This is a genomic window from Tenacibaculum sp. M1.3A (assembly GCF_057732375.1).
On record NZ_JBYJEF010000009.1, the window covers coordinates 80011 to 94180 of the forward strand.

Consider the following 14170-nt stretch of genomic DNA (forward strand, 5'->3'; position numbering starts at 1 on the left):
AAATTTAGGTTTCAAGAAGAAAAGTAACTAATCCAAATAATTATAATTATAAGAATTGTAAACCATGAAAATAAATCAAAAAAACGCTGAAAATAATAAAAAATTTCATCCATGTCAGCGAGACTTGTTTTGTATTTTTTATGAAAGTTTTTAATTCTATTTATCATGAATTTAGATCCTTTTCTGATGAAAAAGAACCCGAATAATAGAAATAATGTATCAATAAATATTTCAGACATAAAAACAAAATTAGTTAAACAGCTTTATTCTTTTTTACAATTAACTTTTTTCCTTTTAGTAAATAAAGAATAGGACCAATAAAAGCAATCATGAGAATGAGAATCCAAGTTGATTTTTCACCTTTAAAATCATTTCTTAAAATCTTAATAATTCCAGTAATAGTAATTATCATAGATGAAAATCCTAAAACTAATAGAGTTAATACGTATATCGGGTTTGCTGGTTCCATGACGTAAAAATAGAAAAAACAAAATTAATTAAAAGTGTAGTTATAGGAACAAAAAAGAGTTCATTTCTGAACTCTTCTTCATAAAAGGTTTTAACCCCTATTAAAAACTTTTATAGTGTTATTTAAAACATTTGAAAGTTAAATGATTAATGTTATTAATAAAGGTAAAACCGTAAAATAAATATTAAATAAACAGTAGTTTAAAATTCTAAATACATAATATGATTCGGGTTTGAGTGTGTTGCTGATATTTGAAAATCAGTTTCTCCTATTATTTTAAAGCCTACTTTTTCATAAAACTGAATCGCTTTTTTGTTTTCTACCCAAACGTTTAACCAAATTCCTGCTTGATTATTTTCCTTGCATAAGGCTACATTAAAATCAAATAATTTTTTACCGAGGCCTAAACCATAAAATTCTTCAAGCAAATACAATCTACTCATATAAGTGATGTTTTTAGTAACAACATCTTTACAGGTTTTATTGAAAATTATTTTAGAATAGCCTGCAGTTTTATTTTCATATTCTAACAAATAATATTCATTTTCTGCAGTCTCTAATTCTTTTATAAAATCACTTTCTTTAAAGTTACTAGCTACATAAGCATCCATATCTTTAGGCGGAGCAGAATGGCCATGGGCAGGTAAAAAAGAAGCGACACTAATTTTAGAAAAAAGTTTAGCTTGTGCGGTGTTTGCTTTTGATATTTTAATGATTTCTATTTTTTAAATTATATTATTGCTGTTGTTCTTCTAACATATCTAAATAAACATCTTCAACATGTTCACGAGCCCAGCGAGTTTTTCTTAAAAAACCTAAACTCGACTTCATGGTAGGATCGTGTTTAAAACAACGGATATTTACACGTTCTGCTAAATAATCCCAACCATAATGATCAACTAAACGTTCTAGAATCTGCGCAAGTTTAACACCATGTAACGGATTGTTGAGTTGCTCTTCAGTAGCCTGTTTTCTGTTTTGTCTGTTTGGGTTTTCTTTATTTAATTGTTCGTTAGTTTTTGGCTTAAAATTCGTTTTTGTATGCTCTCCAGATTGTGTCGTGTTATTAATTGGATTGTTTTCTGTATCCATCACTTGTGTTTTGTCTTAATACTTAACTACAAAAATAGAAACTTGTATTAGTAATTAAACTAGTTTAGTAGAAATTTTAAGAAAATTTACAAAAAAACCTCTTTGAGTAAACAAAGAGGTTATAAAGTTCTCGATACATTTTATTTTCAGCAAAAGCTTCAAAATAAAATAATCGAACTGATATTAAGATTATATGTAACTATAAATCTTATTTAATTAACTCGTAAGAACGTTTAATAAAATTAGTTAACTCTTCACCATGTAATAAGTTTTGAGATAATTTAGCTAAATCAAAAGCTTGCGTAATTAATCCTTTTTTCTTGTCTTCATCTGCATTTAAGATCTCAGAAACTAATGGATGATTTGTATTAACCACTAAGTTATACATTTCAGGTAAATTACCCATTCCCATCATTCCGCCTCCACCACCAGAAGCTTGCATTTCTTTCATACGACGCATAAATTCTGGTACGGTAATTAAGAAAGGAGATGAAGAAGAATCCATAGATTCTAATTGAACAGTATATGTTTGAGATGCAATTACACCTTCAATAACTGGTTTTAACGTTTCTTTTTCTTCATCAGTTAATTTAGAAATAACAGCTTCGTCTTTCTTAATTAAATTATCAATAAAATCAGAATCAACACGTGTAAACTGAACTTTAGATTCACCTGAAGTTTCTAGTTTTTGCATTAAGTGAGATACAATTGGAGAATCTAATACAACAACCTCATATCCTTTTGCAGTAGCATCTTGAATATAGCTGTGTTGTGCCTCTTTGTTAGAAGCATATAAAATTACGTGATTTCCATCTTTATCAGTCTGAGCGTCTTTTGTTTTTTCAATTAACTCATCAAAAGTAAAGTATGTATCTGCAACAGTTGGGTATAAAGCGAATTTCTTAGCCTTGTCAAAGAATTTATCTTCCGATAACATTCCATATTCGATAATTACTTTAATATCGTTCCATTTTTGTTCAAAATCAGCACGATCTTTTTTGAATAAAGAAGCTAATTTATCAGCTACTTTTTTAGTAATGTAACCAGAAATTTTCTTTACTGCTCCGTCTGCCTGTAAACCAGAACGAGAAACGTTTAATGGAATATCTGGAGAATCGATAACACCTTTTAACATTTGTAAAAAGTCTGGTACAATTCCTTCAACATTATCAGTTACATATACTTGGTTTTGATACAATTGGATTTTATCCTTTTGCATATCTAAGTTCTGTGTTAACTTAGGGAAGAATAAAATTCCTGTTAAGTTAAACGGATAGTCTACATTTAAGTGAATATGAAATAAAGACTCTTCAAATTGCATTGGATACAATTCTCTATAGAAGTTTGTATAATCTTCATCACTTAAATCAGCAGGAGCTTTTGTCCAAGCAGGATTTGTATTATTGATAATTGCATCAACTTCAATCTGTTTGTGAGGCTCAGTAGTTTCTTTACCTTCAGCATCAGTTGTAGTTTGTGGAGTAAAATCAGGATCGTTAACTTGCTTCGTTCCAAATTTAATTGGCACTTGGTTAAAACGATTGTATTTGTTTAATAAACCACTAATTTTAGCCTCTTCTAAAAACTCTAAAGAATCTTCAGCAACATGTAAAATAATTTCTGTTCCTCTATCAGCTTTATCGTGAGCTTCTAAAGTAAATTCAGGAGAACCATCACATGTCCAATGAGCAGCTGGTTCATCTTTAAATGATTTAGTGATTAACTCAACTTTTTCAGCAACCATAAAAGCCGAATAAAAACCTAAACCAAAGTGTCCAATTACACCAGTTTCGTTTTTATCATCTTTATATTTATCTAAAAATTCCTCAGCTCCAGAAAAAGCAATTTGGTTGATGTATTTTTCAACCTCATCAGCTGTCATACCTAAACCTTGATCTTTAATGGTTATGGTTTTAGCCTCTTTATTAATACTAATTTCAATTTTAGCATCACCTAATTCAGTTTTAGCTTCACCAATAGAAATTAAGTGTTTTAATTTTGTAGTTGCATCTGTTCCGTTAGAGATTAACTCACGTAAAAATATTTCGTGGTCAGAATACAAGAATTTTTTAATCAGTGGGAATATATTCTCTACCGATACATTAATACTTCCTTTACTCATAATTATATATTTTGTTTGATTTGTGTCTCATCGAGCGCAGTCGAGATGTTCTCGATACTTATTTAAATTTCTTTTAATCTGATAAGAAATTAAATGCACTCGAACCAACAGTTCGTTTTGTTTTCTATTGTAGAGTAGTAGTCAAAAAAAATACCAAAAGAAGTTTTATGACAAGATGACATTTTTTTGTGCTAATAATGACTATCTTTTTAGGCAGTTTTATATCAAAGTAAAAATTACTATTTTTACAAGCTACAAATAAACAAACAACAAAAAGAATAACATAGAATATGTATAATTCAAAAATAACAGGATTAGGTTATTATGTGCCAGATAACGTGGTTACTAATAATGACTTAAAAGAGTTTATGGATACTTCAGATGAATGGATCCAAGAGAGAACAGGTATTAAAGAGCGTCGTTGGATAGATCCAAAAACAGGTGATACGACTGCTGTTATGGGAGCAAAAGCTTCTAGAATTGCAATTGAAAGAGCTGGATTAACTAAAGATGACATCGATTTTATCATTTTTGCAACTTTAAGTCCTGATATGTATTTTCCTGGTGGGGGAGTACAAATACAAAATATGTTAGATATGCCAACTATTGGTGCGTTAGATGTACGTAACCAATGTTCTGGTTTTATTTATGCAATGTCTGTTGCCGATCAGTTTATAAAAACAGGAATGTATAAAAATATTCTTGTAATTGGGGCAGAAAATCATTCAGGAGGTTTAGAAAAATCGACAAGAGGTAGAGGAGTTACTGTAATTTTTGGTGATGGAGCCGGAGCAGCAGTAATGTCTAGAAGTGAAGAGGAAGGAAAAGGTATTTTATCTTCTCACTTACATTCTGAGGGTAAGCATGCAGAAGAATTGGCTTTAATGGGACCTTCTACTAGTAGATGGGTACCTGAAATAATGGAAGCAAATGATCCTGAAGATGTTTCTTACTATCCGCACATGAATGGTCAATTTGTATTTAAACATGCTGTAGGTCGTTTTTCTGAAGCTATTATAGAAGGTTTAGAAGCAAACGGATTAAAGAAGGAAGATATTGATATGTTAATTCCGCATCAAGCAAACCTACGTATCGCTCAGTTCATTCAAAAGAAGTTTCAATTGAGTGATGATAAAGTGCATAATAATATTATGAAGTATGGTAATACTACCGCTGCTTCTGTAATTATTGCTTTAACTGAGGCTTGGGAAAAAGGAAAGATTAAAGAAAATGATTTAGTTGTATTGGCTGCCTTTGGTAGTGGATTTACTTGGGGATCGGTAGTGATTCGTTGGTAATATTAACTAAATGTATAATATAAAAAAACCGAAGCTATTAACTTCGGTTTTTTTATGTTAGAATAATGGGTTTACTTTTATGAGCTTCATTTATTTAAAAAAACATTATAATTAATAATGCCGCTAACTAAAATTTTAAAGGAAGAGTTATTATATGAGAATAGTTCGTTTGGTGTAAGGTCGATTATTTTACCCGAAATAACGCTTGGTTTTGGTAAACTATTTTGAAATTAGGTAAATAAATTGTATTATTATGTAATAAAGATAAGTAATCGTAGTTTTTTTGTTTTTCAATCATATAAACGTCTTAATAGATATACTATTTCTTATTTTTTTCCTCGCCTTAAAATTAATTTAAACTAATCTTCAATATTTATGAAACAACATACATTAGTTATAGGAGCATCTTTAAATCCTACGAGATATTCAAATATTGCTATTAAAAGATTGGCTGATAAGGAAATAAAAACATCAGCAATTGGTTTAAAAAAAGGTAGTGTAATCGGCGTTGTTATAGAAACAGAAAAAGTGTCTTTTAAAGAGATAGATACTGTTACATTGTATTTAAATGCTGAGCGACAAAAGGAATATTATGGATATATAATATCTTTAAAACCAAGGAGAGTTATTTTTAACCCAGGCACAGAGAATACCGAATTTTATAAACTTTTAAAAGAAAACAAAATCAAATCGGAAGTAGCCTGTACATTGGTTTTATTATCAACCAATCAGTATTAATTTAAAATTGAAACAGGAGCCGTATTTGTAGAATATAACTTACCAGCTTCTGCTAATTCTACATTTTTAAAAATGATTTGTGCCTCTTCCTTAAAGTCTTCTATGTTTGAATATCGACTAGAATAATGACCAATAATTAACTTAGCTACATTTGCTTGGTTGGCTATAGAGGCAGCTTGCTCTGCAGTAGAATGTTTTGTTCTTTCACATAAATCTTCTCTATTTTTTAAGAATGTAGCTTCGTGATATAGTAAATCAACATTTTTAATAATAGGAACTATGTTTGGTTTGTATACAGTATCACTACAAAAAGCAAAGCTTTTTGATTTTGGAGGATCTACCGTTAATTCTGAATTTGGAATAATTTTACCTGATGATAATACAAAGTCTTTTCCTGCTTTAATATTAAGATAATCGCAAGTGTCTATTTCCTTGCATTCCTCTATTTTACCAATGTGTAGTTTTCTTGGTTTTTCTTTTTCTCTAAACAAAAAGCCGTTAGTATAAACTCTGTGATCTAAAGGTATAGTGTGCACAGAAACTTTATCATCTTCAAAAATTAATTCACTTTCTTTAGATACTAATTCGTGAAAATGAATATGATATTTTGTCCAAGATTTAGATAACTTTAATTGAAGAGTAGTAACTTCTTTAATTCCTTTTGGACCATAAATATGCAGGTCTTTCTCTCTGTTTAAAATACCAAAAGTAGAAATAAGGCCTATGAGACCGAAAAAATGATCACCGTGTAAGTGCGATATAAAAATATGATTGATTTTTGAAAAACCAACTTTATATTTTCGCATTTGTCTTTGCGTACCTTCACCACAATCGATTAAAAAATGACGATTGTTAATTTCTAAATATTGAGAGGTAGGATGTGCATTTACTCTCGGAGTAGCAGAATGGCAACCTAAAATAGTTAAGTTTAAACTCATTTATTTAATTACAAAGCGTTTAGAAATAACTTCTTTGTTGCTTTGAATTGCATATATGTACATGCCTGATTTTAAATCATTACGCTGAAAAGGAATAGAATTACGCCCGTTGCTAACTTTAATTTCTTTGGAATATACAGTTTTACCTAGTACATTTCTAATTGTTAAAATTACAGTCTGATCTATTTTAGAATTAACAAAAATAGTTGTGTTATTAATAAAAGGATTTGGGGAAGCAACCAACTTATCTATAGATTTTTGCTGAGAAAAACTAGATAGTGTTACTAATAAGAATAAAAAGAGTACTTTTTTTACCATATGTATTCATTTAGGGGACAATAAATATAAGGTTAAAAACCTAAATCACGTTGTATATTTTCCATTTCTATAACATCTTCGGCTTCAATTAATGTAGGCACAATGTTAAATGTTTCTGGATAATCATCAATATTTACATCCTTTAGTACTATTACAAAAGATGTACCATTTTTTTGATGTTCATCAGCGAATACCAAAAATAGCAAAATATTTTCTCTAGTAGTGCTAAAATTATCCGAAATTTGAATAATAAGGGTTTTTTTTTCGTATTTAATATGTTCTTTTTCAAACTCAGAGAAGAATTCTAAAAAAGTGTTCTCATCAGAATTAATTAAAGTATAATTAATTTTATCTTCTATTTTCATTCTTATCTTTTTATTTGTTGCGCTAATAAATATATAACGGCCATACGCACAGCAACTCCGTTCTCTACTTGATTTAAGATAATAGATTGGTTACTATCGGCAACATCACTTGTTAACTCTACACCACGGTTTATAGGTCCTGGATGCATAATTACAATTTCTTTATTAAGGCTGTTTAGTATTTCTTTATTGATACCAAAAAGTTGTGTGTATTCTCTTGTCGATGGAAAATATTTAATATCCATTCGTTCATGTTGTACACGTAAAACATTGGCTACATCACACCATTCTAAGGCTTTTTTTAAGTTCGTTTCAACTTCAACACCTAAGCTAGTAATGTATTTAGGGATTAAAGTAGTTGGTCCACAAACTTTAACCTTAGCGCCTTGTAGCTGCAAAGCAAATATGTTAGAAAGTGCTACTCGCGAATGTAAAACATCACCTACAATTACAATTTTTTTACCTTTTAAGTTACTGTTTAAAGCTTCTCGCATAGAAAAACTATCTAACAATGCTTGTGTTGGGTGTTCATGAGTTCCGTCACCAGCATTAATAATTTTAGCATCTACATGCCTCGATAAAAAAATACCAGCACCAACACTTGCGTGACGCATTACAACAATATCAACTTTCATAGCTAATATATTGTTTACGGTATCTATTAAAGTCTCTCCTTTTTTTACAGATGATTGCGCTGCAGAAAAGTTAATTACATCTGCAGATAAACGCTTTTCAGCTAATTCGAAAGATAATTTTGTACGTGTGCTATTTTCAAAAAATAAATTAGCAATTGTAATATCTCTAAGAGAAGGAACTTTTTTAATGGGTCTATTTATAACTTCTTTAAAATGAGAAGCAGTTTCAAAAATAAGCTCTAAATCAGTTTTGTTTAGGTATTTTATACCTAATAAATTTTCAACACTTAACTGCTTCATCTTAGTTTGTTTTTATAATCATAACTAATCATCAAGCTTAGTAGGCTTGGTTTCTAGGTATATTGTATCTTTTTTGTGAGTCTCTTGCCAATTAACAACAACTTTTTCTTCATTAATAGCATCTACTTGTCTACCTCTATAATTAGGTTGAATAGGTAAATGGCGACTAAAACGACGATCAATTAATACTAATAATTCAATATTTGCTGGTCTTCCGTATGATTGAATAGCTGTTAAAGCACTTCGTACACTTCTACCAGAATATAATACATCATCAATAATAACTACTTTTTTATCTTCAATTAAAAAATCAATTTGAGTAGTAGTTGCTTCTAATGGCGCATTTCTTCTACGAAAATCATCACGATAAAAAGTAATATCTAACAAACCAAGTTTAAGGTCTTTAATTTTATACTCTTCGGTTAATAATTTTGTTAATCGTTTTGCTAAAAAAGTACCTCTAGGTTGTAGGCCTATTAAAACGGTATTAGAAAAGTCGTTGTGGTTTTCGATTAACTGACAGGCTAATCGATGCAGAATAATTTCAATTTCTTTTGAAGTAAGTAGTGTTTTCCTGCTCATGTTTTGCTATCAAATTGGTATGATAGTTCATTGTTCAAAAATAAAGTAAAAAAAACTGCGGACAAAATTAAACTTGATGAAACATAAAACTATATGAATAAAATTATCTTTACATTTGCCAACTTTTACAATAGCCGAAAATATTATGATGAAATACCTTAAGAATAAGAAACTTAACATAAAAGACGATACGTTAGCAGGTGTAACAGTTTCTTTAGCAATGATACCAGAAGTGGTCGCTTTTGCTTTTGTAGCCCAAATTAGTCCAATAGTAGCATTGTTTGGAGCGTTTGTAGTAGGTATAATTTCAGCCGTTTTTGGTGGTAGACCGGGTCTTATCTCTGGTGCAGCAGGAGCTGTAGCTGTTATTTTTGTAACGATGATACAAGAAGGGCATGCAAAAGGTCTTTTATTTGATAATCCTGTAGAAAACATGGGATACTTTTATTTGCTAGCAGCAGTTGTTTTAATGGGGGTGATACAAGTATTCGCAGGAGTATTTAAGCTCGGTAAATTTGTGCGTTTAATTCCGCACCCTGTAATGATGGGATTTGTAAACGGATTGGCAATTGTTATTTTTATGGCGCAATTGGGAATGTTTACTGAAAATAAAAAAGATTTTTTCGGGCAAAATATGCGTAAAACGGAATCGAAAGAGTTGGTTTATAATGTAACAGATAATCAAGTTAAAGATTTAAATTCGAATACCGTTTTATTTACTATTGATGGAAATTCAGTGACAAATAATAACACAAACGAAGAAGCTTTTTTCGTTTCAGAAGGTCAGGTTTTTGACGCTAAAACAAAAAAAGTGGTTTTTAATGTATCAGAAGAAGGGTTTTATTCGGTAAAAGATAGCGGAGTTGTAAAATCAACCATGCAAGGAGAAAAGCTTTATACAATGATTGGGCTTGTTTTATTAACGATGCTTATTGTATGGGGGTTACCAAAAATAACTACTAAAATACCTGCAGCATTAACGGCTATTTTAATTGTTACATTAATATCAATATTTAGTGGCTTAAGTTCAATTAATGTTGGTGATTTTATTAGAGATGGTGGTGGCGCTGGTTTAAATGGTATTGATGAAATATCAAAAAAACTAAATTTATTAGAACTTTGGAGTAACTTACCTTTTAATTTAGATACGCTTAAATTTATAGCACCTTATGCCTTTTTAGCGGCTTCTGTTGGTTTGATAGAAACTTTAATGACTATGAATTTAGTAGATGAGTTAACAGATAGTAGAGGTAACGGAAATAAAGAATGTGTTGCACAAGGAGCAGGAAATATTGTAAGTGGTGTATTTGGTGGGACAGGTGGTTGTGGTATGATTGGTCAAACAGTTATTAATATCAACGCTGGTGGTAGAGGAAGATTATCTGGCGTAATGATGTCATTAACCTTATTAACCTTTATTTTATTTGCTGATAAATATATAGAGCAAGTGCCAATTGCAGCTTTAGTAGGAGTAATGTTTATGATGGTTATTGAAACTTTCGCATGGTCTAGCTTTAGAATCATGAAAAAAATTCCGGTTTCAGATGCATTTGTATTGGTAATAGTATCTGCAGTTACGGTATTTTTCGATTTAGCAATTGCTGTTTTTGTAGGGGTAATTATATCAGCTTTATCTTTTGCTTGGACAAGCGCTAAGAAAATTAGAGCTAGAAAAAGAATGAAAGCAGACGGAACAAAAGTGTACGAAATATGGGGACCTTTATTCTTTGGAAGTATTACAGCTTTTAACGGTAAATTTGACATTAAAAATGATCCTGAAAAAATAGAAATTGATTTTGTTGAATCTAGAGTTTCAGATCACTCAGCAATTGAAGCTATTTTTGGTTTGGTAGAAAAATACCAAGCAGCAGGTAAAAAAGTTACTTTAAAACATTTAAGTGAAGATTGTAAGATCTTGCTTTATAAAGCGAGCCCTATTTTTACAGGAGTTATAGAAGAAGATGTAGAGGATCCTCGTTATCATTTAGCGGCGAATCCAGAAGATTTTCCGAAACCTTTATCAGAATATAAATTCTAAATAAAAAAATCCCGCAATTGCGGGATTTTTTATGAGTTATTTTTTATTTATCGGGCTAACAATAGCAACATCACTAAAAGCAATAGCACCTCTTATTACACTATCTATAGTACTTTTTAAAGCTTCTATTAATTGCATTTTAAGTTGTGATTTATGATATATTAAACTTACTTCCCTTGCAGGAGGTGGTGTTTCAAACTCTCTTAAATGTTCTCTGTCTTTATCGTTTAAATCTAGTGTATTTAAATACGGTAATAAAGTCATACCTAAACCATCTTTAGATAGTTTTATAAGTGTATCGAAACTTCCGCTTTCTAACTGAAAATGATGCGCAGCATTTTTCTTATTAGCTCTGCATAAATTTATAATACTATTTTTAAAACAATGACCATCTTCTAGTAATAAAATATCATCAAGCTCTAAATCTTCAACTTTTATCTTTTTTTGATCATACAATCTATGTTCCTTAGGTATTAAACCAACAAAAGGTTCGTAGTATAAAACACGCTCTTTTATAGCTTCATTCTCTAAAGGAGTTGCCGCCAAAGCAGCATCTATATGACCATCAGTAAGTTTTCTAATAATTTCTTCGGTGGTTAACTCTTCAATAATTAATTGAACCTTCGGATAGCTTTTACTAAAGGTTTTTAAAAACATTGGTAATAAAGTAGGCATAACCGTTGGTATAATACCAAGTTTAAACTCGCCACCTACAAATCCTTTTTGTTGATGAACAATATCTACAATACGATTGCTTTCATCAACAATAACCTTGGCTTGTTCAATAATTTTTTTACCAACTTCGGTTAATTCAATAGGTTTTTTAGAACGGTTAAATATTTTAGCATCCAACTCATCTTCTAGCTTTTGTATTTGCATACTTAAGGTAGGTTGCGTAACAAAACAATGTTCGGCAGCTACCGTAAAATTTTTATATTCAGCTACAGCAAGGGTATATTTTAACTGTGTGATTGTCATTGTATCAGATTTTTTGATAAAGATATTAAAACTATCAATAACAGTTATAGTTTTTGTTGTTTATTTATGTTTAATTTTGAGGAATAGAGATAAGAACAATATAAAATATAATAAAATGAACACAACTGTTTTAGGATTAGATAAGAACAAATCGATAACTTTAGTAAAGGAATTAAATACTTTATTAGCTAATTTTCAAATATATTATCAGAATGTAAGAGGATTACATTGGAATATCAAAGGGAAAAACTTCTTTGAACTACATGTTAAGTTCGAGGAGTTTTATACAGATTCTCAACTAAAGGTAGATTTAATTGCTGAAAGAATTTTAACATTGCAAGGAACACCATTACATACTTTTGATGATTATATAAAAGCAGCAAAAGTACCTGTAGGGAAAAATATAAGCAAAGATGTTGATGCAGTAGAATTAGTAGTTGAGTCATTGGCTGAACTATTAAAAATAGAAAGAGAGATTTTAGTATTATCAGACAATGCAGATGATGAAGGAACAAATTCGATGATGAGTGACTTTATTGCTGAGCAAGAAAAAACAATATGGATGTTAAATGCTTGGTTAACATAAGTCTAGTTTATTTAAGAAGTAAAAGGTGTGCTAAATTAGCACACCTTTTTTATTTAGAATTGGTCTATTTATTTAAGTTCTCTTAATAAAATTTACATTTTAATGATGTGATATTAAAATAGCATTGATATAAGTTTTACAAACGCTCCTTTAATTTGATGAATTAAAAAAACTTAAAAATTATTAAAATGAAAAAACTAAAATTAAGCTTGTTAACATTATTAACAGCCTGTATTGGTATAAGTACTTTTACTGCATGTCAAGATGGAATTGACGGAACAAATGGTGTAGATGGTATTGATGGAAGTAATGGAGCAGATGGGAATGATGGTTCTGATGCAACAGCTTATTTAAAAACCTCTAAAACACCTAACTTTTTAAAAGTAAGAAGTGAGTTTATCGGACTAAAAATTACACCAATATTATCATCAGAAGATGTAATACCAAATTCACCTGATTTTGTATACGGTTCTATGGCAGACGGTGCAGGATTGTTACCTGAATCTGACGGTACTTTTACGTTAATTAATAATATAGAAGCAGATTATTCTATTGCAAGAATTAAATTAAATGAAAATTTAAAACCATTATCAGCAGAATACATTTTAAATGCAACAGCAACCGGAGAAACGGCTCAATGTTCTGGTTCAATGATCTCTCCAGAAGAACATGGTTTTGGTCCGTTGTATTTGTCAGGAGGTGAATGGGGTGGCGCATCAAAAGGTGTTTTTGCAACAGATCCTTATAAGTCAGCTACAGATGCAAGTGCAGGTAATATGTTACCAGCATTTGGTCAATGGTCTACAGAGAACGCCGTAGTAATTGGTAAAGATGCTTATTCAGATAAAACAGTCGCTTTTATTGGTGATGATAATGCAGATAATAATGTGCCATCGGGTCAATTAGGGATGTATGTTGGCGATAGAGGAGATTTAAATGGTGGTAAATTATATGGATTAAAAGTAACATCTCCTGGTGTAACTTATGAAGTAGATATGACCGAAGGAACTGAATATGATGTGGAGTTTGTAGAGCTTGAAGAAAAAGAAATTAATGCCTTAGATACAGAATGTAAAACGAAAGGTGTTATGGGATTCTCTAGATTAGAAGATATTGACTGGAGAAGAGGTTCTGCAGCAAATAATAGAGAGATTTATTTTGCCGTAACAGGTCGTAATAAACCAGGTTTAGTAGGTAAAGGTTCTATTTTAGGTCGTGTTTATAAAGTGGTTTTAAATGATACAGATCCAACAGGAACTGCAAAAATTACCTGTGTGTTAGATGGAGATATAGTAGGAGGAAAAGCTGACGGATTTCACTCGCCTGATAATATTTTAGTTACCGAAAACTATGCTTATATTCAAGAAGATCCTAACGGATATGCCTCTGTAAATCCAAATATTATCGGATATTCTAAATTATACCAATACAATTTAACAACCGGTGCTATAAAAACGGTGTTAGAATGTGATCAAGAAAGAGCAGCATCTTTAGGGTACGGAACAACTTCAAGAAATTGGGAAATTACAGGAATGATTGATGTAACTGACATCGTTAATAATGGCAAGAACTCATTTTTAGTAATGACTCAAAACCATGGATGGGAACCAGCAGACGGAACTTCATTTACAGATCCAAAGGCAAACCCTAATTTAGCAAACAGAAAAGAAGGTTCTGTTTTACACTTAATTACAGGTTTAGAAAGATAAAA

General features: G+C 30.6%; 15 protein-coding genes. 5 read left to right on the forward strand and 10 right to left on the reverse strand.

Features of this window, described 5'->3' with window-relative positions:
* Nucleotides 1–253: 253 nt before the first annotated feature.
* From AC28QF_RS12765 to htpG, 4 genes are all read right to left on the reverse strand, one after another.
* Nucleotides 254–469: a PLDc N-terminal domain-containing protein gene (locus tag AC28QF_RS12765; RefSeq protein ID WP_488202196.1), complete on the reverse strand. Its 216-nt coding sequence runs from the start codon at nucleotides 467–469 to the stop codon at nucleotides 254–256.
* 200 nt (nucleotides 470–669) lie between these two features.
* Nucleotides 670–1080, reverse strand: a complete 411-nt coding sequence (locus AC28QF_RS12770; RefSeq protein ID WP_488202197.1) for a GNAT family N-acetyltransferase — start codon at nucleotides 1078–1080, stop codon at nucleotides 670–672.
* Nucleotides 1081–1204: 124 nt separating this feature from the next.
* Nucleotides 1205–1561 (reverse strand): VF530 family protein, encoded by a 357-nt coding sequence (locus tag AC28QF_RS12775; protein ID WP_488202198.1) that lies wholly within the window; start codon nucleotides 1559–1561, stop codon nucleotides 1205–1207.
* Nucleotides 1562–1769: 208 nt separating this feature from the next.
* Nucleotides 1770–3683 (reverse strand): molecular chaperone HtpG, encoded by a 1914-nt coding sequence (htpG, locus tag AC28QF_RS12780; protein WP_488202199.1) that lies wholly within the window; start codon nucleotides 3681–3683, stop codon nucleotides 1770–1772.
* 290 nt (nucleotides 3684–3973) lie between these two features.
* On the opposite strand from htpG, the gene AC28QF_RS12785 reads away from it, so the two are divergent.
* Together AC28QF_RS12785 and AC28QF_RS12790 are read left to right on the forward strand one after the other, a co-directional pair.
* Nucleotides 3974–4981, forward strand: coding sequence for a 3-oxoacyl-ACP synthase III family protein (locus AC28QF_RS12785; protein ID WP_218773289.1), 1008 nt, complete (start codon nucleotides 3974–3976; stop codon nucleotides 4979–4981).
* A 375-nt stretch (nucleotides 4982–5356) separates the two neighbouring features.
* A complete protein-coding gene (locus AC28QF_RS12790) occupies nucleotides 5357–5719 on the forward strand; it encodes a CoA-binding protein (RefSeq protein WP_488202200.1) in 363 nt (120 codons plus the stop codon).
* Here AC28QF_RS12790 and AC28QF_RS12795 read toward each other — a convergent pair.
* From AC28QF_RS12795 to pyrR, 5 genes are read right to left on the reverse strand one after another with little or no spacing between them, the layout of a single operon-like run.
* Nucleotides 5716–6657, reverse strand: a complete 942-nt coding sequence (locus tag AC28QF_RS12795; protein WP_488202201.1) for a ribonuclease Z — start codon at nucleotides 6655–6657, stop codon at nucleotides 5716–5718. The two genes, AC28QF_RS12790 and AC28QF_RS12795, sit on opposite strands and share 4 nt — an antisense overlap.
* On the reverse strand, nucleotides 6658–6975 hold the full coding sequence (locus tag AC28QF_RS12800) for a T9SS type A sorting domain-containing protein (RefSeq protein ID WP_488202202.1): 318 nt from the start codon (nucleotides 6973–6975) through the stop codon (nucleotides 6658–6660).
* A 32-nt stretch (nucleotides 6976–7007) separates the two neighbouring features.
* Nucleotides 7008–7340: a hypothetical protein gene (locus AC28QF_RS12805; RefSeq protein ID WP_488202203.1), complete on the reverse strand. Its 333-nt coding sequence runs from the start codon at nucleotides 7338–7340 to the stop codon at nucleotides 7008–7010.
* A gap of 2 nt (nucleotides 7341–7342) precedes the next feature.
* Nucleotides 7343–8275 (reverse strand): aspartate carbamoyltransferase catalytic subunit, encoded by a 933-nt coding sequence (locus AC28QF_RS12810; RefSeq protein WP_483706521.1) that lies wholly within the window; start codon nucleotides 8273–8275, stop codon nucleotides 7343–7345.
* A gap of 24 nt (nucleotides 8276–8299) precedes the next feature.
* Complete coding sequence (gene pyrR, locus AC28QF_RS12815; protein ID WP_488202204.1) at nucleotides 8300–8857, reverse strand: bifunctional pyr operon transcriptional regulator/uracil phosphoribosyltransferase PyrR; 558 nt, start codon at nucleotides 8855–8857, stop codon at nucleotides 8300–8302.
* Between the two features lie 145 nt (nucleotides 8858–9002).
* On the opposite strand from pyrR, the gene AC28QF_RS12820 reads away from it, so the two are divergent.
* Nucleotides 9003–10895: a SulP family inorganic anion transporter gene (locus AC28QF_RS12820; RefSeq protein WP_488202205.1), complete on the forward strand. Its 1893-nt coding sequence runs from the start codon at nucleotides 9003–9005 to the stop codon at nucleotides 10893–10895.
* 36 nt (nucleotides 10896–10931) lie between these two features.
* Here AC28QF_RS12820 and AC28QF_RS12825 read toward each other — a convergent pair whose 3' ends face one another.
* Nucleotides 10932–11873, reverse strand: coding sequence for a LysR family transcriptional regulator (locus AC28QF_RS12825; RefSeq protein WP_488202206.1), 942 nt, complete (start codon nucleotides 11871–11873; stop codon nucleotides 10932–10934).
* A 115-nt stretch (nucleotides 11874–11988) separates the two neighbouring features.
* Between AC28QF_RS12825 and AC28QF_RS12830 the strand changes: the two genes are divergently transcribed.
* Nucleotides 11989–12459: a Dps family protein gene (locus AC28QF_RS12830; RefSeq protein ID WP_488202207.1), complete on the forward strand. Its 471-nt coding sequence runs from the start codon at nucleotides 11989–11991 to the stop codon at nucleotides 12457–12459.
* A 188-nt stretch (nucleotides 12460–12647) separates the two neighbouring features.
* Nucleotides 12648–14168, forward strand: a complete 1521-nt coding sequence (locus AC28QF_RS12835; RefSeq protein WP_488202208.1) for a PhoX family protein — start codon at nucleotides 12648–12650, stop codon at nucleotides 14166–14168.
* Nucleotides 14169–14170 lie beyond the last annotated feature (2 nt).

Coding starts and splice junctions, on each gene's coding strand:
- AC28QF_RS12765 (WP_488202196.1), bottom strand. CDS start 469: ATGGAACCAGCAAACCCGATATACGTATTAACTCTATTAGTTTTAGGA.
- AC28QF_RS12770 (WP_488202197.1), bottom strand. CDS start 1,080: ATGGATGCTTATGTAGCTAGTAACTTTAAAGAAAGTGATTTTATAAAA.
- AC28QF_RS12775 (WP_488202198.1), bottom strand. CDS start 1,561: ATGGATACAGAAAACAATCCAATTAATAACACGACACAATCTGGAGAG.
- htpG (WP_488202199.1), bottom strand. CDS start 3,683: ATGAGTAAAGGAAGTATTAATGTATCGGTAGAGAATATATTCCCACTG.
- AC28QF_RS12785 (WP_218773289.1), top strand. CDS start 3,974: ATGTATAATTCAAAAATAACAGGATTAGGTTATTATGTGCCAGATAAC.
- AC28QF_RS12790 (WP_488202200.1), top strand. CDS start 5,357: ATGAAACAACATACATTAGTTATAGGAGCATCTTTAAATCCTACGAGA.
- AC28QF_RS12795 (WP_488202201.1), bottom strand. CDS start 6,657: ATGAGTTTAAACTTAACTATTTTAGGTTGCCATTCTGCTACTCCGAGA.
- AC28QF_RS12800 (WP_488202202.1), bottom strand. CDS start 6,975: ATGGTAAAAAAAGTACTCTTTTTATTCTTATTAGTAACACTATCTAGT.
- AC28QF_RS12805 (WP_488202203.1), bottom strand. CDS start 7,340: ATGAAAATAGAAGATAAAATTAATTATACTTTAATTAATTCTGATGAG.
- AC28QF_RS12810 (WP_483706521.1), bottom strand. CDS start 8,275: ATGAAGCAGTTAAGTGTTGAAAATTTATTAGGTATAAAATACCTAAAC.
- pyrR (WP_488202204.1), bottom strand. CDS start 8,857: ATGAGCAGGAAAACACTACTTACTTCAAAAGAAATTGAAATTATTCTG.
- AC28QF_RS12820 (WP_488202205.1), top strand. CDS start 9,003: ATGATGAAATACCTTAAGAATAAGAAACTTAACATAAAAGACGATACG.
- AC28QF_RS12825 (WP_488202206.1), bottom strand. CDS start 11,873: ATGACAATCACACAGTTAAAATATACCCTTGCTGTAGCTGAATATAAA.
- AC28QF_RS12830 (WP_488202207.1), top strand. CDS start 11,989: ATGAACACAACTGTTTTAGGATTAGATAAGAACAAATCGATAACTTTA.
- AC28QF_RS12835 (WP_488202208.1), top strand. CDS start 12,648: ATGAAAAAACTAAAATTAAGCTTGTTAACATTATTAACAGCCTGTATT.